The organism is Aquiflexum balticum DSM 16537 (assembly GCF_900176595.1).
Taxonomy (GTDB): Bacteria; Bacteroidota; Bacteroidia; order Cytophagales; family Cyclobacteriaceae; genus Aquiflexum; species Aquiflexum balticum.
Window position 1 is genome coordinate 325,834 of sequence record NZ_LT838813.1, and the last position, 17,955, is coordinate 343,788.

The window sequence follows — 17,955 nt, forward strand, 5'->3', positions numbered from 1 at the left end:
ATCACTTGATAAGTTTTATAATACTCTAGTAATTGCACTAGTAAAGCCCAAACAAAATATATAATTTTGCGGCCAGCATTTTACAATACACTAAGCCCAAATATAACACATTAATAAAATCCAAGTTCAAATGGTTGAGATTAATACTGAGGAAAAAGTAAGAGAAGGATCCATCTACGGACAGATTACTTCCTTAGGTCACGAACAACTGGTCTTTTGTTATGATGAACCGACCGGATTAAAGGCTATCATAGGCATCCACAATACTACCCTCGGCCCTGCTTTGGGAGGTACAAGAATGTGGAATTATACATCAGAGGCGGAAGCTATTACTGATGTATTGAGGTTGTCTAGAGGGATGACTTTTAAAGCTGCTATTTCAGGATTGAATTTAGGAGGTGGAAAAGCGGTACTCATTGGAGATCCAAAACTCAAAAATGAAGCCTTTCTAAGAAGATTCGGAAGATTTATTGATAGCTTAGGCGGCCGATACATCACTGCCGAAGATGTCAATATGAAAACCAGCGATATGGAATATATCGCCATGGAAAGCAAATATGTCACCGGTCTTCCTGAAATCAAAGGAGGAGGTGGAGATCCTTCTCCGGTCACGGCTTACGGGACTTATCTTGGGATGAAAGCGGCTACAAAAAAAGCTTATGGCTCAGATAGTCTTACCGGAAAAAAAATAGCCGTGCAAGGAATCGGCCAAGTTGGCAAATACCTCGTTGAACACCTCATCAAAGAAAGAGCTGAAGTTTTTATCACAGATATTTTTGAAGACAGGCTGATCCAAGTTGCAAAGGAAACCGGAGCTAAAGTAGTCGATTCAAATACTATTTATGATATCGATATGGACATTTATGCCCCATGTGCACTCGGCGCTACAGTCAATGACCAAACTATAGACAGGCTAAAATGTAAGGTGATTGCAGGTGCCGCCAACAATCAGCTTCAGGATGAGGAAAAGCATGGAAAAATACTTTTGGAAAAAGGCATTATCTATGCCCCGGATTTCCTTATCAATGCAGGTGGACTGATCAATGTATATGCCGAATTCCTTGGTGGATATAACCGAGAGGAAACTTACAAAAAGGCGGACCGCATTTATGACATATGTACATCAATTTTGGATAAATCGGAAAAAGAAAATATTCCCGCACAACAGGCCGCAATAGAAATGGCCTGGAACAGAATCGAGTCCATGGGGAAGATTAAATTACCCTATTAAAAATAAAAAAATCAGACCGGTGCTTTGGAACTGAATAAGTACCGGTCTGGTTTAATGTTTTCAGGCAGGATAAAGAATCCAATATCCTTTATCGTACATCAAAATATTTATATTTACGTTCTTTAATTTCAGGTATGTTAAACAGAAGAATACTCAGGGTAAAAGCCTTTCAGAATTTATACGCCTACGAACAATGTAAGGGGTCAAATTTTACGCTTGCAAAGGATCATATCAGAGAGGTGTTTCAGCCTGACCTGAACAGCATGGAAGTGCAGGACAAAGTGCTTCTAAAGAAAGAAGGTGAAATGTCTGTGGAAGCTTTTGTCAAAAATCTGGAAACAGACACTTTTAAGCCCAATGGCAGCCTGAACGAAAAAATCAATTCTGAGGCAAAATCAGCCATCAATGAATATCATAAAGCCAATAAAAAAGACAGGGACTTTTTATTGAAAAATATGATTTCTTCAGCGGAAAAAATTCCACAGTTATATTTATTTGCCATTCAGTTATTGATCGCTTTTGGAGATCATGTCTTGGGGGAAGCTGAAAAAAAGAAACGCAGATCTGGGGACACAGTCATTTTCTCCGCAGGTGAAAGTAATCTTGCCAACAATGCGATTATTCAGGGAATAAAAAATTCTCTCGATTTTCAAAATGCTGTTTCAAGACATCATGCAGTTATTTCGGAATTGGAATTGGAAATCAAGGAATGGTTTAGGGATTATATCAGACCTCTCGAGGCCTATCAGGAATATATCAAAATAGAAAGTCCGAGTTTGGATCAGGATTACCAAATTGCAGATACTATTCTTAAAAAAGTGATTTTCAAATCAGAAGCAGTTCTGAATTTTTTCTCTGAAAAAGACATGAACTGGACAGAAAACAAAGCCGTCGTTCGGAGTCTGGCATCAAAAGTATTGAAAAATCAGTTAGAGAATGTAGGGGATGTACTTCCTGAAATTGCCATCAATTGGGAGGAGGATAAGGAATTTTTCCAAAATATATTTAACTTGACCATCGAAAACGACGAAAACAACAGATTACTTATCGCCCAAAAAACACAGAATTGGGATATAGAAAGAATAGCCCAAACGGACAAAATCATCATCTCAATGGCATTGACAGAAATGATGCTTTTCCCAAGTATTCCTGTCAAAGTCACTATCAATGAGTATATTGACATCTCAAAAACTTATAGTACCCCCAAAAGCAAACAATTTGTCAATGGATTATTGGATGTTTTGTCAAAAGATTTAACCGAAAAAGGTCTCATACGTAAAAGTGGTAGAGGTCTATTAGATAACAAATAAAACACTAAACCAATGAGCAATAACTCAAACTCCTGGATTGCATTTTTGGCCGGCGCCGGTATAGGTGCTGCTATTGGAATCCTTTTCGCACCAGATACAGGAAAAAATACCCGTGACAAACTTTCATACCAACTTTTCAAATATAAAGAAGAGTTGGAAAAACTTGTCAGTGATTTGAAAGATGGAAAAAATCTTCCATTGAACGAGGCTAAATCAGAAGGTAACAAAGTGATTTCCGATGCAAAAAACAAAGCTGAGAATTTGCTCAGTGACGTGAATAAACTTATAGAACAAATAAACCGAGAATCGAATTAATTAAAAACTATTATGAGATACCTAAAATTATCTGCCATGGCTATTGCCATTGCCGTCACCGCTGTGGGTTGCGAAACCAAAAACGATCAAAGTGATAAAATCGCAGAATTGGAACAAAAACTAGCCCGTTTGGAAGCTTCTCAAGCTGTTCCGTCCAATGTCAGCTCTGTTACAGCTGCAGATCCGGGAAGTTTGGGTTCGTTTCAATTTCAGGAAATGGAATATGATTTTGGAACAATCAATGAAGGAAGTGTCGTAGAGCACGTATTTAATTTTACCAATAGCGGCCAAGCTCCCTTGGTAATTTCAAATATCACCGCCTCTTGTGGTTGTACAAGTCCTGACTGGACCAAAACTCCTATCAAACCAGGAGATGAAGGCTTTGTAAAGGTGGTATTCAATTCAACAGCAAAAACCGGAACACAGGCTCCGACTGTCACTATTCAGGCCAATACCAATCCTAATGTAACCAGATTGAGGTTAAAAGGAAATGTAACTCCAAAATTAGCTGGAGCAAATCCAAATCAACTGGGCCCGGTTAAAAAATAAAATATGAAACTTTGGATTTTACTTCAGATAGACGGTGGTTCGGGAATCATGGGACAGGTATTCCTTTTTGGTTCCATTATTCTGATTATGTATTTTTTCATGATCAGACCCCAACAAAAAAAACAAAAGGAAACCAAGAATTTCCTTGAATCAATAAAAAAAGGTGACCCTGTAGTCACTATAGGAGGTATCCATGGAAAAATATATTCCATAGAAGGGGATACCTTGACTTTGGAACTGGATAAAGGAATGAAAATCAAAGTTGAAAAATCAGCCGTTTCTGCTGATTTCACAAAAAAAGCTATAGGAACAAAATAATCTAAACCTTGGCTAAGCTTAAAAAATTCTTTACTAATCTTAATCCACAAAAGATTTCAAACTTCAAAGTGGCGGCGCTCTGTTTCTTAGCGGCCGCCACTTTTTGGGTTTTAAATGCCCTGAACAAAGATAATTACACTACTGTGGTGGATTATCCCATAAAAATCACCTATGATGAAAATGAGTTCATGGCAGTGGATAAGCTTCCCAACCGTCTTAAAATAGAAATCAACGGTAACGGATGGGATTTGCTAAGAAAATATTTTAAGTTTAATGAAGCTCCCTTTCCGATTGAAATTAATAATCCTTCTGCCAAAGACTATATGCTTACCTCAGAAATCAGACGGGGATTAGCAGAGACCCTCAATCCAACCATTTTGGTATCCATGCTGAATGACACGATAAAATTCAGCATAGACAAGGTTGTCACCAGAAAAATTAAAGTACAGGCCGATACAACCAGCAATACATTGGCCAAAAACTATAGGTATGCAAGTCCTATCGAAATTGATCCTGAAGTCGTCAATATCAAAGGGCCAACATCAATACTTCAAAAATTGGACGGAGTCCTGAAAATCGATCTTCAAGAAGAGAAATCCAATACAAATTTCAACAAGATACTGACCTTAAATATCCCGGATTCTTTGGAAGAATATCTGACTTTGGAAGAAGAAAGCGTGCATGTAAGGTTTGATGTTTTACAGATGCTGGAAGGAAACAAAAGACTTAAAATAAAATATCAGAACTTCCCTGACAATGTCAGTTTAATCCAGGAGCCCAATTCAATCATCATGACATATCTAATCAGTGAAAAGAGATTGGAGGATTTAAAGACTTTGGAATTTGAGGCTTTATTGGATTACAATTCCCGCAATCGCCAAGACAGTACCATCAGCGTTCAGGTGTATCCAAAGCCAACATTTTTGGAAAATATAACCATAGAACCCGGTATCCTTAAACTCAAATATGATTAAGGGAAAAAAAATGTTGATTGGCATTACCGGGGGAATTGGTTCCGGTAAGTCCACCGTAGCCAAAATTTTTAACATTTTGGGAATACCCGTTTATTCTGCAGATGACCGGGCAAAATGGCTGATGGCAAATGATCCGGATCTAAAAGGTCAGATTATTTCAAATTTTGGTGAGGAGAGTTATATTGAAGATGGAAGCCTAAACAGAAGCTATCTTGCCTCCCGGGTTTTCAATGATGAAGAAAAGGTTTCAATGATCAACAGCTTGGTTCACCCTGCTGTGAAAAAGGATTTTGAAAAGTGGGTTCCAAAACAAAATTCTCCATATGTTTTAAAAGAGGCCGCCCTTCTGTTTGAAACCGGATCATATCAGGATTTGGATAAAATCATCAATGTCAGTGCACCGCTTAAAATCAGAATCAACAGGATAATGTTGCGCGATCCGCAGAGGTCCGAAAATCAGATCAATGATATCATCAACAAACAACTGCCTGACGAAGAAAAGAACCTGAAAGCTGATTTCGTTATTAAAAATTCGGACAACCGATTATTGATTCCCCAGGTTATGCAAATCCATAATGAGCTTTTAAATTCGAGTAAATTATAGGTTGATGTTTTTCTGAATAAAGCCTGAGACTATTGGGACATTCCCATTTTCTTTGACCTACCCTGATAAAAAATAATTTTTTTGATACAATTCACAAACTAAACTGTATCTGATCCAAGTAAAACTTCATTCGGGTATGTTCCCTGTTTAAAAAATCAATATTGTCTATTTTGTCCAGTTTATGGTTGTAAAAAACTTCTATATATTCATCATTAAGCAAATACAGGTTGACCTTATGGGTATAGTACCTAATACCCACTACAAAAGTGCCTTCCGTGTACAGGATTTGAATCTTTCTATTTAAAGGCAATTTTTTGAAGTCTTCTCTTCTCATTTTCCTAATTTTGATAACTCCATTTCGGCAGCAATATAACCAAAAGCAGCCCAATAACCACTTTTGATAACCTTTTCAAAAACCTCCGTGGCCTTTGAAGTATCACCTTCAGACAAATAAAAATTCCCTAATCCATATCCCTGCGTGACATACTGAAGAAGCTCTTCATCGACATTTTTGACTTCTCCCAGCAGTGATTCAGGTTTTAAATTTCCTTGATACATCAGAATTCTTTTAAAATAGGCATCATTTTCAATAATTTTCATGCCCGGATGTACAGAACTAATAACCTTCAAAGCTTCGCCTTTTCTTCCCAGTTTAACCAAAGTCATATAATACCAATCCAAGGTTGCCACTTTCAGATCATCGTTGTTCGAGACAGCAAGGCAGTTTTTATACGCTTCCAAAGCATTTTCCCAATCACCTTTGAGATAATAGGCCAATCCCAGATGATACCAAACATTGAACTGCACATTGGAAAGAGGAATATTCAGTTTGTTGGGCATTCCGTCCTGCTCAATTTTTAAATCTGTACCTTGCATCATCTCTGCAGCTTTCACAAAATCACCGATTGCTTTATCAAATTCCCTGATAGTAATAAATCTATGCCCACGGTGGCGAAGGGGTTCGAATTCATTTGGATATTCTTTGATAGCTTTGGAAAATGTACTGATAGCCAAATCATATCTTCCCAGATAAGCCTCTCTCCTTCCAATCCAGATCAGATTATTTAAAACAGGGTCTACAACATAGGCGTTTTCTGCTTCATTTAATTTCCGGATCAGTTCTTTTTGTACAATGGAATCCACTTGGGTGAACAAAGAATCACCCAATAAACTTACACCTTGAAAGATCTTGTCGTTTGGGAAAACAGAATTATTTTCCTCCACTGTCATTTGAGTCTTTTCAGATTGACAGGAAGTACCAATGCATATTGACAGCATCAAAAAAGCAATAAGAATTTTCATAACTTTTCGTTTTATAGTTGAAAAACCTTTTGAAACCAGGGTTTGGGTATGTATTATTGAAGATAAATATATTCTCCCCAAAATGAATAATAAAACCAAGCAAAATTTTAATTACATCTTTTTTTTATTGCTCTTAATCCTTTTCTCTCCAATTTATTCATCTTCCTGCTCTTCTACCAAGAAAGTCAGAACTCAAAATATCAATAAAGTAGTGGAAACAGCCAAATCTTATCGGGGAACCCCCTATCGCTATGGCGGCACTACCCGGTCGGGGATGGATTGCTCGGCTTTGGTCTACCACTCCTTTTATAGTGTGGGAATTACTATGCCCCGAACCTCGGATGCACAGAGCAAAGAAGGAAAAAAAGTAACCGGAAATAATCTTGAAAAGGGAGACCTTCTCTTCTTTGCCACAGGTAAGAAAAAAAAGCAGGTAACTCATGCCGGGATAGTCACGGACACATCGAAGGGGAATATCCTTTTTATACATTCCTCTACATCCTTGGGAGTCACCGAAGACAATCTCAGTCAAGCTTATTGGAACAAAGCATTTTTATTTGGCAGAAGGATATTCTAATTGGCTTTTGGAAGTAGATGGAATTGCCAATAGTTGAGCACCATAATTTTGCGGTCAATTCTTAACAAAACAGGTAAAAAATATTGAAAGAAGCTGCTCCAAAAGTCTGATTTTCACATGTGAGGCCAAATAACATTTTGAATTCGTATTGATTCAAGCCTTTTGCAAAGGGACTTTGGAACAGCTTTTTTATTTAAACATCAGGAAAAATCAGAACCTGGTACTTCCATTTGGTTGTAGGATATACCTGAAGGTGTAATGTCCACTTGGAGTCGTCCTTGGATCGATTTGCTCTACAGGTGGATTACCTTTATAATAACTTAGAATTTCCATTTTGACATAGTTCCCTTTTGTGGTTTGAACCAAAATCACACGGCCGGGAATTGGTGTTACTGTAAATGTCGCGGAATTGTAATTGTACCAGCCGGTTCCACTACCAGTCGGAATTGCAAAGGAAGTGGCTGTATCTTTAGCAAAAACCGCAGAAGCAGGGACTTCAGTGATTTCTTCAAAAATTCCGGTAACAATGGCAGCGCTGACATTTTTGGCACTATTGACACGGATCGTTGTCCCTTTGAAAGCCAAATCCCAATCTTCATTTTCGTTTACAATGGCATTTTGCTCCATGCTGAAATATTGAAATGGACGCTCTTCAATTACTTGACCGGTTGTTCGATCAATCAGGTCATTTGGAGCTGCCAGATCTTCCACCAAAGTAGCCTCAAGAGGTACTACCGGAGCAGGTTCATCATTGTTGTTGCAGGAAAATAAGAAAGTAATAATCCCAACTGTGAAGATAAATTTTTGCATTGTTTTCATTTTATTTTTTAGTTTATAAGATTTAGAATTGGTATTTTGATTCCTAGGAATAGCACCCGGCCCGGATTATTCGGTTGAGCCGGTGTTACAGTATTTAAAAGATTGGTACCTCCTGCCTCCAGAAAAAGCCCATTTTCAAATGTCTTCGAGGCAGTAAAATTAATGCTAACCCATCCTGGAGCATATTCTCTGTCGTCATCGAGGATGAGGTTTCCGTTTAGGTCTGCAAAACCAAACTTTCCTCTGTAAATGGCTCTTAAAGACCAGTTGATTTCAGTAAAGCTATCCTGATAATTCACTTTGAAATTCCCACTGTGGGGACTTCTATTGAATAGTCCTCCATAATCTGCACGGGTGACACGTTGGGTTTGGTTTTGTGAATTCCGCTTGAAGATTTCCCCATTTTCAATGCGCTCAAGCATCTCCATATCTTTGGTATCCAAAAAAGCGTAACCCGCACTTAGACTGAGATGATCCAGTAAGTTAACTTGTGCGTCAACTTCTATTCCCTGGGTGACTACGCTACGGATATTGAAATAGGAAAATGCATTCTGACCGGTGACCAATTGGGCAATAGGAGCAGTTTCAATCAGGTTATCTATTTCATTGCGAAAAGCATTTAATTGAATAAGACTTTGTGTTGTCGGTTTCCATCGAAAGCCGGTATTGAGTGACCAGGATGTTTCGGCATTTAGATTTCCCAGTGTTTCAGGATCAATTAGAATTTGGGCTATCAAGCCTTCATCCTGCAATCTGGAAATTTCCCGCCCAGCAAGATTGGCGCCAAAGACATAGTATCCGGAAGCAGCATTATTAAAATTCAACAATAATTGCCTGAAATCGGGTGTTTTGAACCCGGCACCCATTGAAGCCTGCCAACTGAAACTTTCTGATATTTGGTATTGTGCTGATACTTTTGGGCTCAGTCGATTTCCAAATTGACTGTGAAAATCAGCTCTCATGCCGGTAACCACGTTGATTTTGGGAATTGGATCCCATAAATGCTGAAGGAAAAAGTAGCCCGCGTCAAAGCGGTTTTTTTCTTCATACCGGGTGGCCTCCACAGTTTCTATCAATTGCCCCATACCCAAAGTAATCAGGTTTTTGGAATTGGCCTGAAAGTCTGTTTGCAGTTCAGTGCGATGATAGAATTGGGCAAAATCCTGAAAGTCAAAAATTTCCCCACTATTTCTGAACCTGGTGTCCGAATTGGTTGAAAACCATGAGCTCATACCCCGAAGCGTCAGTGTCCAATCCACATCGGGCTTAAAACGTATGGTAGGGTTTAAGTTGAAATCTCTTCTTTCATTACCCAAATCAAGAATTTCAACACCTGAGTTGCCGTTCGTTTGAAGGATGCCTTGCGATGTCTCCAAATATCCTCTGCCAAAAACACTGACATTTAACTTTTCCGAAAGATCACCTGAAATTTTAAGCTGTCCGGTAGAGGCCTGAAAAGGATTTTGGGTTTGGCCAACTGTTTCGGGAGTAAGATCAAATCCATCTGTCCGAAAATGATCCAGAAAAACCTGCGTACTCCAGTTTTTTTTGCCGACTCCTAATTCCAAAAAGGGGTTCCAGGAATTGAAGGAACGGTGCCGAAGGCCCAGATCCACGTTGGATTTATTGATACCTGATTTGGTAATTATATTGATGACACCACCCATGGCTTCACTGCCATAAATGGCACTTGAAGGCCCTCTGAGTATTTCGATCCGATCAATATTCGAAACAGAAATACGGTCTAAGTCGAAGGTCCCGGCGGTTCGCCCAATCATAGGTTCTCCATCAAGAAGAATCAGAATATAATCGGAATCCAAGCCCTGCATTTGCAGCCCCGAACCATGATCTGAAGTAATTTGTAAGCCTGTTTGCTCCCGTAAAATCTCGGATAAACGGATACCTCCTGTTTCCTTAATCCTTTCAGTATTCAGGACCGTAACAGGCATGGGTAGTTGTTCAACACTACGTTCTGTTCGGGTAGCAGCCACTACTATCTCCTGCAGGTTACCCGATTTCTCTTGAAGAATAATTTCCTCATCCAATAGCCATTCCTGCCAAGTCAATTGGCGACTTTCAAAACCCAAAGCAAATACGGTTATCGTTTTGGAAGGATTCTGAAGTTCGATTTTCCCCAATGCATTAACAGCAATCGCTTTTTGGCCTTCCGGTTTGATCAAAGCATGGATAATGGGATTTCCTGAGCTATCAATAATTTTCTTTTCCCCATCCCCTTCAAAAGCAGAAAGTTCAGAGCAAACGAATAAAGACAGGAAGAAAAATATTCTTTTATTTAGATTAAATCTAATCATAATCTCAAATTTTTTTGCCGGGAGGATTCCTCCCGGCGGGATTCAGTTTAAAGACTATCAATTAGGTCTTTCCAAGCATCCAATTGTGGTATTCCCGGCTTTCTCAATCCAAAGAATTGAGCGATCATTTCCCCTTCTTTGTCAAAAAGCTCCAAAGCGGAAACCAAGCCATCCGAGGTGTTTTTGTGTACAACAAAGGCAGAGTCGATGATTTCTTCATTCAAATGCATATTGAAATCGGGGTCCATTACATTGAGCCAATTCCCCATCTGACGGATGGTTCTGACCTTCCCTTGATGGATCTGTATATTGCCTTTATTCCCTGCAAAAATCATGATCGGCATTTTTTCAGCAGAAGCAGTTTCCACAATTTTCCTTGCCGAAAGCCTGTCTACTTCATACGCCCATTTGTCATTGATCCACTTGACAGCGTCATGTCTGTGAACATTGTATTTCCTCAACATGCCGAAAAAATCATGAGTATCTTTCATGTTTTCCCAGTCATGGGTGAAAGCTTCCAAGTCAATCTCTTTGGCGAATTCGGGCTTGGGATAGGCGGCGACATCCAACTCAGGATTTTGGTCTTCACTTTTGAAATCAATCAGGATTTGTTCATAAGCATCCAAATTGCTTTTTTCCTGAAGGAAAATTTTCAAGACAGCATCACCGGCCTTATCAAAAAACTGAAAACTCCGCATAGTTCCCCTTGGGGTATGGTTGGTAACAGCAAATCCAAATTTCCAGCCGCTGAAGAATATTCTTTGCTCAATTGGTCCGATTACAGTTGCAACCTGATTGGGGGCCTGTCCCATTAGGTCAATTTTCTGGAAATTACCCTTATGCTCCAGGACACATCCCTCATTTCTGGTCAATGCCATTACTTTGCCCAGACTCTTGCAGGCGATCATGATCTCTGCCCATTCCTCCTTAAGTCTTACTGTGTCCAATCCAATTGTAGATGCGATCAACTCAGCTTCAGATACGCCTAACTTCTGTGCAGCATCTCTTGCTCTTAGTTGTGGTTGTTGTTTTTTGAGATCTTCCCAGGCATCTTTTAAAGAAGCGACTGAGGAAAAATGCATTGTTGATTCCATAAGTTATGCAAGTTTAATTTCTAAATGATTTTGGATAAATGGGATACTTTGAATAATCACAGAGGAATCCTCTGAACCTGAAAAAACCTGAATAGGATGCTCAAACACTTCTTCAAGATTGGAAGCGGTCATCACTTCTTTTACGGGTCCTTGGTGTAAGATTCTTCCTTTTTTAAGTAAAATCACCTTGTCAGCATAGTTGGCTGCCAAGCTGAGGTCATGCAGAATGGCGAGAACCCCGATGTTTCTTTTTTTGATTTTGTGAATAATCCTAAGCACATGGTGCTGCAAAGCGATATCCATACTGGAAGTAGGTTCGTCTAAAAGCAGGTATCGGGGAAATGATTTTTTGTCCCATATCTGGGTCAATACCCTTGCTAGTTGAACTCTTTGTTTTTCCCCGCCTGATAAATTTCCGTAGAGTTTATCCTTGAGATGCCAAGTCTGGGTTTCTGTCATGACTTCTTCTACAAGTTCTTGACGATAGGACCCACCGCAGGCCAACAATCCCAACTCCACCACTTCCAATGCCAGGAAAGGAAATGATAAAGAACTATGCTGCGGCATAACGGCCCTGACGAGAGCTAGATTTTTTGCCGAAATACCATTTATGGGCGATCCATTGTAGGCAACTTTTCCATATTTGCAGGGAACCTCCCCTGCCAGAACTTTGAACAAAGTGGATTTTCCGGCACCATTCGGACCAAGGATTACAGTAAGTTCGCCCGGATGCAGGGAAACAGATGCTTTGTCTATAATGGGCATATTCCGAATGCAGAAATGAATATCATTTGCTTGTAACATATCAGGATCTAATTTTTTTAACATTGATAATAAGCCAGATAAAAAACGGGGCACCGATGATAGCTGTGATGATTCCGATGGGCATCTCCGATGGCATGACAATAGTGCGCGCCAACAAATCCGCAAAAGTCAATAAACAGGCCCCTAATAAAAAGGATCCGGCAAGTACCAACCTATGGTCAGCACCAAACATCATTCTGATCAAATGGGGAACTATAAGTCCAACAAAGCCTATAGTTCCGGTAAGAGAGACCGCTGTTCCGACAATCAGCGCACTCGAAAAAAGCAGGATATATTTCACTTTTTGTACATCCACACCCATGTGAAATGCCTCGTTTTCTCCGATAGCGAGTGCGTTGAGGTTTTTGAATTGGGAAAGGACCAATATTACAGGACCGGAAATAAGGAAGAACGCGATCCCAACTTTATTCCAATTGGCCCCACCGACATCACCCAAACTCCAAAAGGTGAAGTTTCTCAATGCTGCATCATCGGCATAGAAAATCACCAATCCTATCAATGCCCCTGATAAGGCATTCAAGGCAACACCTGCCAGAATCAACAATGATATATCTGTCTTACCCGATGTACTTCCCATTTTATATACCAGAAGGGTATTGATCAGACCACCTAGAAAAGCAAAAAGAGGCAGGCCAATTCCTCCAAAATAGGCCAAAATGGGAATGCTGCCCCCAAAAACAATAAATATAACTGCAAATAAAGCTCCCCCGCTGCTGACGCCTATCAGCCCGGGTTCAACAAGCGGATTTCTAAACAGCCCCTGCAAAGCAGCCCCTGTAACCCCGAGTCCACCACCGACCAAAATGGCCATCACTATTCTTGGCAGACGGATATGCAGCAGAACGTTGGATTGTTGTTGGGTGAGGTCGCCAAAACCCAAACCCAAAGTGTTCAAAAGAATTCCCAATACATTTTTTATGGGGATTTGGAAAGCTCCCAAAGAAAGGGACAGGACAGACATCATCACCAAAGTGATGGCCATAATCCCTAATATAAGGTTTTGGGTTTTATTTTTGCGGTATGTAAGTGTCTGTATCAATCCTGATTATTCTCTTACAGCTTTTGCAAGTTCAAAAGCAGCTTTTCCGACTCTGGGACCAAACCCTGAAAGGTATTGCCCATCCAAAGAAAGTATCTGGTTTTGTTTGAAGGCTGTGGTATTTTCAATTCCTCTTATATTTTTGACACCGTCCATTCCGCCTATGGATTGGATTCCTGAATCAAAAAAGAGCAGGTAATCCGGATTCATAGAGACCAAAGCCTCCGGGGTAAGCGGGATAAAATCCTTGAAGCCAATTCCAACATGATTTATTCCAGCCATATTGATCATAGATTCAGCAAAGGTTTCCTCGCCGGCGACAAACACCATTTCCTGTCCTCTTGCCATGACAAAGGCCATACTGGGATTTGTTGACTGGATTTGGAGATAATTCTCCAATGCTTTCATATCAGCCTCAATGGAAGCATTGATAGCTTTTCCACTTTCAGCAACTTGAAGAAAGTCTGCGATTTCGGTAACAATTTTATAAGTTCCGGCTATATCCTTAGGTTTTGCAAAAAATTGGACCTGAAGTCCAGCAGCCTGCAATTGATTGACCACGTCCTCAGACATATAACCTTCTTCTGCCAGGACCAAATCAGGTCCCAATGCCAAAATTCCCTCGGCTTTGATCTGATTACGGTACCCTATTGAAGGTAACTCCTGCATGGTAGCCGGATAGGTAGAGGTAATGTCAGTCGCGATGATGTCATCGCCAAATCCCAAAGCATTGACCACTTCAGTAATGGTACCGCCTGCAGTAATGATCTTGACTTTATCCGCAACAACCTCAGACTTTTTTTCTGTACATCCAATAACCAACATTCCGAAAAGGAATAAACTTATACTTCTTATCATTAATTAGATTGATTTAAAATAATATGACAAATATCAGTGTATTTAGATTTAATCCAAATAAAATATAATTGATTTTTTCTATCAGATCAGATTTTTTATCAGCCTATTGAGGAAAAATGAATGTGATAGAAAAATTCTATGAATCTGGAATTCAAAAAAACCAAAGATTAAGTCTCGATTAAGTATCGATATTTAATTGTTTATCATATAAAAATCCAGATGAATTCTTATGAATAACCATTTGAAAAAGAGTGGTCCCATCATATACGGATTGTTGGCAGTTCAAAAAATCCGGGATCTGGTTTTAAGATACTTACAGAGCAAATGGAATACATTATAAAAAAGATCAATGTGTCAGGATTAAATTTCCAAACATCCTTTGGTATTAAGCTTTTATAATTAATTTTGCACTCAAATTTAAAAAGCTAGAATTCTTTTTACTTTAATAAATACAAATGGCAAATATTGGTAAGATAACACAGATAATCGGTCCTGTTGTGGACATTTCCTTCGAAGATGGAGAATTGCCCAGAATTTTGGATGCTTTGACAGTAACAAGAGAAGATGGCCACAAGGTTATTTTGGAAGTTCAGCAACACCTGGGTGAAGACAGAGTAAGGACCATCGCAATGGATGCCACCGAGGGTCTGGTGAGAGGTCAGGAAGTAGTGGATAATCAGGCACCTATTTCAGTTCCAACAGGAGAAGCTATCAAAGGAAGACTTTTCAATGTTATCGGACAGGCGATTGATGGCCTTCCCGAAGTGCATTCTGCCAAGAGATTGCCTATTCACAGGTCCGCTCCAAAATTTGAAGATTTATCCACCACCACAGAGATTCTTTATACAGGTATCAAAGTTCTTGATCTAATCAGCCCCTATGCTAAAGGCGGTAAGATTGGACTTTTCGGTGGTGCCGGTGTTGGTAAAACCGTATTGATTCAGGAATTGATCAACAATATTGCAAAAGCCTATTCAGGACTTTCCGTATTCGCCGGTGTAGGTGAAAGAACCCGTGAAGGAAATGACCTTTTGAGGGAAATGATCGAGTCAGGCATCGTAACTTACGGGGATGATTTCCTTCACTCTTTGGAAACAGAAGGTGGTTGGGATCTTTCTAAAGTTGATCTGAAAAAATTAGAAGAATCAAAAGCGACCTTTGTGTTCGGTCAAATGAACGAACCTCCGGGAGCCCGTGCAAGAGTTGCCTTGACAGGACTTACCCTTGCAGAATACTACAGAGACGGTGAAGGCGAAGGTGGCGGTAGAGATATCCTATTCTTTATTGACAATATCTTCCGATTTACACAAGCAGGTTCTGAAGTTTCTGCCCTTTTGGGAAGGATGCCATCAGCGGTGGGTTACCAACCTACATTGGCCACTGAAATGGGTGCAATGCAGGAAAGAATTACTTCTACCAAAAACGGTTCCATCACTTCAGTACAGGCAGTATATGTGCCTGCGGATGACTTGACTGACCCGGCTCCGGCTACTACTTTTGCGCACTTGGATGCCACTACGGTACTTTCCAGAAAAATCGCCGAATTGGGAATCTATCCCGCTGTGGATCCATTGGATTCCACTTCAAGGATTTTGGATCCCCTGGTACTTGGTGAAGAACACTATGGCTGTGCCCAACGCGTAAAAGAGATTCTTCAGAGATACAAAGAACTTCAGGATATCATTGCGATTCTTGGAATGGAAGAATTGTCTGATGAAGATAAAATGGTCGTTCACAGAGCGAGAAGAGTACAAAGATTCCTATCCCAACCTTTCCATGTTGCTGAGGCATTTACAGGTCTGAAAGGAGTTTTGGTAGATATCAAAGATACCATCAAAGGTTTCAATATGATCATGGAAGGAGAATTGGATCATTTGCCTGAGTCAGCATTCAACTTGGTGGGGTCTATTGAAGATGCCATTGTGAAAGGTGAAAAAATGCTTGCTGAGGTAAAATAAATTTATCATTCGATCTTCACTCACAATCATTCTATTAATTAAAAACCAATGATAAAATTAACCATAGTTACACCTGAGAAACCGGTATTCGAAGGAGAGGTTTCAGAAGCCACTTTTCCGGGAGTTGATGGTTCCTTTCAGGTTTTACAAAACCACGCTGCTATTGTGTCCGCTTTAGGAAAGGGTAATGTATCTTACACCACTAAAGAAGGGAAGAAGAGCCATTTGATTGAAGGAGGCGTAGTGGAAGTGAATGACAATAAAATTGTTTTGTTGGCCGAAAAGATAATTGGCTAAACATGTCAAAATAAACAAACACAAAAACCGGCTTTCAGCCGGGTTTTGTGTTTGTTCCCATAGGATGAAGGGTTCTTCTCAACTTTTTCTCTTAATATTCTAAAGAAAAAATCAGTAAAAAATCAATGACTGAATTTCAAATTTAAACTGACCATCACATACTGTTCCTCTTTCAACCGATCCATATTCTTTTGGAAGAAGTCATGAACGTTTCCCTTGACCTGCTTAACACTTTTGCCAGCAAAACGCTCTAGGTAAGCATTATAGAATTGATTGGAATTGATCATAAGAATTATAGAATTCTCAGTATAGCTCCAAGGAACACCATCTAAACGCATCCCATCAAGATCATTTTCTAAATCATAACCTTGATACATCAATTCAAAATCTTTACTATAAACAATGAAGTGATTTATCGCACTCATTGGAGTACTTTGTCTCAAGTGAATAAAGAAATGATTTTGCATGGGGAAAAAGGAATCTGTATGCTCTACTAGCTTCCTTTCTTTGATCATTTGCCTCAAATTCCTCTCCTTTGCCCAAAGATTCCGTTCCTCCTTTGTCATACCACCATTCTTAATATCCAGTTCGATTATTTGATCAAGGACCCCATTTTCATCAAACCTGACTATTTCATAGCTATATGGAATAGAGAAGTAAAACAAAGGCTCTGAATAATCCTGCATAAAGCCATCCTTAGAACCTACATTAAAATTTTCGAACTCATTTGGAAATGAATACTGGAAAAGCAGTTCATTATTCAATCTGTCTTTTCTAAGGAAAAGTTTTGAATCCGGCCCATTAGAATATCCCATGTATGCCAATTTCCAATCTTTGGTTTCGTAGAAATAGTAATACAACTCTTCTTCGTCTCGACTTTCATCCAGTAATGTACCTTCAAAGTCGTATATAAAGGACTTATTTTGGGGATAATCCCTGACTTTGATCCGGTTGTCACCTATCTGAAAGTCTTCCGATTGTAAAAACTCCCCTGGCCCAGGATTCAATCGCGCTTTAATGACTGAATTTAAACTGCCGTCCAAATTATAAATCAGAATATTCGAAAGTCGTGAATCCCTCAAAAAAATCAGACTATCTTCTATTCTCAATTTACCTGGCATCGCCAAGAATTCATTGTCTCCCGTATCTAACAACTTATAATCAATTGAACTAAAGATATCTGATAGTTTGCCTTCTTGTGCTTCTTTCAGATCTATAGTCAAGGTTTTATTGTTTTTTTCTTTTTTTGGGGAGCAAGAAAAGAAAACGGTAATCATTATCAAGAGATAAATATATTTATGCATTTGACTGGGGATTGTTAAATAGTCAGGAAACCTTTCCAGGTCTCCTGACATGCTTTATTTAATTCGGATTATTCATCGCAAAATGTTTGTTCGCTAATCCAACAAATATCGTATGGGGAATAACGACATGCATCATAAGTCCCCCCACCGGGACAGGCATCTGCTTACATTTTGTAACCCTGAATTGCAAAACTGCCAAAGCTAAAGGAGATTATCCCTAAGACTAAAACGATCTTTTCCATTTTTTCTAAAATTTTAAGTTAAAAGAT

Annotated in this window: 19 protein-coding genes; 10 read left to right on the forward strand and 9 right to left on the reverse strand. The window is 39.4% G+C overall.

Annotated elements, in window-relative coordinates; translation table 11 throughout:
* Positions 1 to 130 precede the first annotated feature (130 nt).
* The 7 genes from B9A52_RS01510 (at position 131) to coaE (ending at position 5,301) form a co-directional block, all read left to right on the forward strand.
* On the forward strand, positions 131 to 1,231 hold the full coding sequence (locus B9A52_RS01510) for a Glu/Leu/Phe/Val family dehydrogenase (RefSeq protein ID WP_084118634.1): 1,101 nt from the start codon (positions 131 to 133) through the stop codon (positions 1,229 to 1,231).
* Between the two features lie 134 nt (positions 1,232 to 1,365).
* Positions 1,366 to 2,541, forward strand: coding sequence for a transcription antitermination factor NusB (nusB, locus tag B9A52_RS01515; protein ID WP_084118635.1), 1,176 nt, complete (start codon positions 1,366 to 1,368; stop codon positions 2,539 to 2,541).
* A gap of 12 nt (positions 2,542 to 2,553) precedes the next feature.
* Positions 2,554 to 2,856: a YtxH domain-containing protein gene (locus B9A52_RS01520; protein ID WP_084118636.1), complete on the forward strand. Its 303-nt coding sequence runs from the start codon at positions 2,554 to 2,556 to the stop codon at positions 2,854 to 2,856.
* Positions 2,857 to 2,868: 12 nt separating this feature from the next.
* A complete protein-coding gene (locus B9A52_RS01525) occupies positions 2,869 to 3,405 on the forward strand; it encodes a DUF1573 domain-containing protein (protein WP_084118637.1) in 537 nt (178 codons plus the stop codon).
* 3 nt (positions 3,406 to 3,408) lie between these two features.
* Positions 3,409 to 3,723: a preprotein translocase subunit YajC gene (gene yajC / locus B9A52_RS01530; protein WP_084118638.1), complete on the forward strand. Its 315-nt coding sequence runs from the start codon at positions 3,409 to 3,411 to the stop codon at positions 3,721 to 3,723.
* An 8-nt stretch (positions 3,724 to 3,731) separates the two neighbouring features.
* Positions 3,732 to 4,697: a YbbR-like domain-containing protein gene (locus B9A52_RS01535; RefSeq protein WP_084118639.1), complete on the forward strand. Its 966-nt coding sequence runs from the start codon at positions 3,732 to 3,734 to the stop codon at positions 4,695 to 4,697.
* Complete coding sequence (coaE, locus tag B9A52_RS01540; RefSeq protein WP_084118640.1) at positions 4,690 to 5,301, forward strand: dephospho-CoA kinase; 612 nt, start codon at positions 4,690 to 4,692, stop codon at positions 5,299 to 5,301. Before B9A52_RS01535 ends, coaE begins: the two co-directional genes overlap by 8 nt.
* A 91-nt stretch (positions 5,302 to 5,392) precedes the next feature.
* Here the strand turns inward: coaE and B9A52_RS01545 are convergent, their stop codons facing one another.
* Together B9A52_RS01545 and B9A52_RS01550 are read right to left on the reverse strand one after the other, a co-directional pair.
* The gene (locus B9A52_RS01545) at positions 5,393 to 5,635 is read right to left on the reverse strand and encodes a hypothetical protein (RefSeq protein ID WP_084118641.1); all 243 of its coding nucleotides are present in this window, start codon (positions 5,633 to 5,635) and stop codon (positions 5,393 to 5,395) included.
* Positions 5,632 to 6,603, reverse strand: a complete 972-nt coding sequence (locus tag B9A52_RS01550) for a tetratricopeptide repeat protein (RefSeq protein WP_084118642.1) — start codon at positions 6,601 to 6,603, stop codon at positions 5,632 to 5,634. Before B9A52_RS01550 ends, B9A52_RS01545 begins: the two co-directional genes overlap by 4 nt.
* An 82-nt stretch (positions 6,604 to 6,685) precedes the next feature.
* Here B9A52_RS01550 and B9A52_RS01555 point away from each other — a divergent pair, with 82 nt between their 5' ends.
* Positions 6,686 to 7,180, forward strand: coding sequence for a C40 family peptidase (locus B9A52_RS01555; RefSeq protein ID WP_084118643.1), 495 nt, complete (start codon positions 6,686 to 6,688; stop codon positions 7,178 to 7,180).
* A gap of 210 nt (positions 7,181 to 7,390) precedes the next feature.
* Here the strand turns inward: B9A52_RS01555 and B9A52_RS01560 are convergent, their stop codons facing one another.
* The 6 genes from B9A52_RS01560 to B9A52_RS01585 form a co-directional block, all read right to left on the reverse strand.
* Complete coding sequence (locus tag B9A52_RS01560; protein ID WP_231955434.1) at positions 7,391 to 7,990, reverse strand: HmuY family protein; 600 nt, start codon at positions 7,988 to 7,990, stop codon at positions 7,391 to 7,393.
* Positions 7,991 to 8,007: 17 nt separating this feature from the next.
* Complete coding sequence (locus B9A52_RS01565; protein WP_084118645.1) at positions 8,008 to 10,311, reverse strand: TonB-dependent receptor plug domain-containing protein; 2,304 nt, start codon at positions 10,309 to 10,311, stop codon at positions 8,008 to 8,010.
* A 47-nt stretch (positions 10,312 to 10,358) separates the two neighbouring features.
* Positions 10,359 to 11,405 carry a hemin-degrading factor gene (locus B9A52_RS01570; RefSeq protein WP_084118646.1) on the reverse strand — a complete coding sequence of 349 codons (1,047 nt, stop codon included), beginning with the start codon at positions 11,403 to 11,405 and terminating at the stop codon, positions 10,359 to 10,361.
* Positions 11,406 to 11,408: 3 nt separating this feature from the next.
* A complete protein-coding gene (locus B9A52_RS01575) occupies positions 11,409 to 12,209 on the reverse strand; it encodes a heme ABC transporter ATP-binding protein (protein ID WP_084123349.1) in 801 nt (266 codons plus the stop codon).
* Between the two features lies 1 nt (position 12,210).
* On the reverse strand, positions 12,211 to 13,212 hold the full coding sequence (locus tag B9A52_RS01580; RefSeq protein ID WP_084123350.1) for a FecCD family ABC transporter permease: 1,002 nt from the start codon (positions 13,210 to 13,212) through the stop codon (positions 12,211 to 12,213).
* Positions 13,213 to 13,275: 63 nt separating this feature from the next.
* On the reverse strand, positions 13,276 to 14,127 hold the full coding sequence (locus tag B9A52_RS01585; RefSeq protein ID WP_084118647.1) for a heme/hemin ABC transporter substrate-binding protein: 852 nt from the start codon (positions 14,125 to 14,127) through the stop codon (positions 13,276 to 13,278).
* Between the two features lie 455 nt (positions 14,128 to 14,582).
* Here B9A52_RS01585 and atpD point away from each other — a divergent pair, with 455 nt between their 5' ends.
* Both atpD and atpC read left to right on the forward strand, forming a co-directional pair.
* Positions 14,583 to 16,085: a F0F1 ATP synthase subunit beta gene (gene atpD, locus B9A52_RS01590; protein ID WP_084118648.1), complete on the forward strand. Its 1,503-nt coding sequence runs from the start codon at positions 14,583 to 14,585 to the stop codon at positions 16,083 to 16,085.
* Between the two features lie 48 nt (positions 16,086 to 16,133).
* Positions 16,134 to 16,382 (forward strand): ATP synthase F1 subunit epsilon, encoded by a 249-nt coding sequence (gene atpC / locus B9A52_RS01595; protein WP_084118649.1) that lies wholly within the window; start codon positions 16,134 to 16,136, stop codon positions 16,380 to 16,382.
* Between the two features lie 122 nt (positions 16,383 to 16,504).
* Here the strand turns inward: atpC and B9A52_RS01600 are convergent, their stop codons facing one another.
* Positions 16,505 to 17,686, reverse strand: coding sequence for a 6-bladed beta-propeller (locus B9A52_RS01600; protein ID WP_172805152.1), 1,182 nt, complete (start codon positions 17,684 to 17,686; stop codon positions 16,505 to 16,507).
* Positions 17,687 to 17,955: the final 269 nt, after the last annotated feature.

Coding starts and splice junctions, on each gene's coding strand:
- yajC (WP_084118638.1), top strand. CDS start 3,409: ATGAAACTTTGGATTTTACTTCAGATAGACGGTGGTTCGGGAATCATG.
- atpD (WP_084118648.1), top strand. CDS start 14,583: ATGGCAAATATTGGTAAGATAACACAGATAATCGGTCCTGTTGTGGAC.
- B9A52_RS01585 (WP_084118647.1), bottom strand. CDS start 14,127: ATGATAAGAAGTATAAGTTTATTCCTTTTCGGAATGTTGGTTATTGGA.
- B9A52_RS01510 (WP_084118634.1), top strand. CDS start 131: ATGGTTGAGATTAATACTGAGGAAAAAGTAAGAGAAGGATCCATCTAC.
- B9A52_RS01545 (WP_084118641.1), bottom strand. CDS start 5,635: ATGAGAAGAGAAGACTTCAAAAAATTGCCTTTAAATAGAAAGATTCAA.
- B9A52_RS01555 (WP_084118643.1), top strand. CDS start 6,686: ATGAATAATAAAACCAAGCAAAATTTTAATTACATCTTTTTTTTATTG.
- B9A52_RS01600 (WP_172805152.1), bottom strand. CDS start 17,686: ATGCATAAATATATTTATCTCTTGATAATGATTACCGTTTTCTTTTCT.
- B9A52_RS01565 (WP_084118645.1), bottom strand. CDS start 10,311: ATGATTAGATTTAATCTAAATAAAAGAATATTTTTCTTCCTGTCTTTA.
- B9A52_RS01525 (WP_084118637.1), top strand. CDS start 2,869: ATGAGATACCTAAAATTATCTGCCATGGCTATTGCCATTGCCGTCACC.
- B9A52_RS01580 (WP_084123350.1), bottom strand. CDS start 13,212: ATGGCCATCACTTTGGTGATGATGTCTGTCCTGTCCCTTTCTTTGGGA.
- nusB (WP_084118635.1), top strand. CDS start 1,366: ATGTTAAACAGAAGAATACTCAGGGTAAAAGCCTTTCAGAATTTATAC.
- B9A52_RS01520 (WP_084118636.1), top strand. CDS start 2,554: ATGAGCAATAACTCAAACTCCTGGATTGCATTTTTGGCCGGCGCCGGT.
- atpC (WP_084118649.1), top strand. CDS start 16,134: ATGATAAAATTAACCATAGTTACACCTGAGAAACCGGTATTCGAAGGA.
- coaE (WP_084118640.1), top strand. CDS start 4,690: ATGATTAAGGGAAAAAAAATGTTGATTGGCATTACCGGGGGAATTGGT.
- B9A52_RS01575 (WP_084123349.1), bottom strand. CDS start 12,209: ATGTTACAAGCAAATGATATTCATTTCTGCATTCGGAATATGCCCATT.
- B9A52_RS01560 (WP_231955434.1), bottom strand. CDS start 7,990: ATGCAAAAATTTATCTTCACAGTTGGGATTATTACTTTCTTATTTTCC.
- B9A52_RS01550 (WP_084118642.1), bottom strand. CDS start 6,603: ATGAAAATTCTTATTGCTTTTTTGATGCTGTCAATATGCATTGGTACT.
- B9A52_RS01570 (WP_084118646.1), bottom strand. CDS start 11,405: ATGGAATCAACAATGCATTTTTCCTCAGTCGCTTCTTTAAAAGATGCC.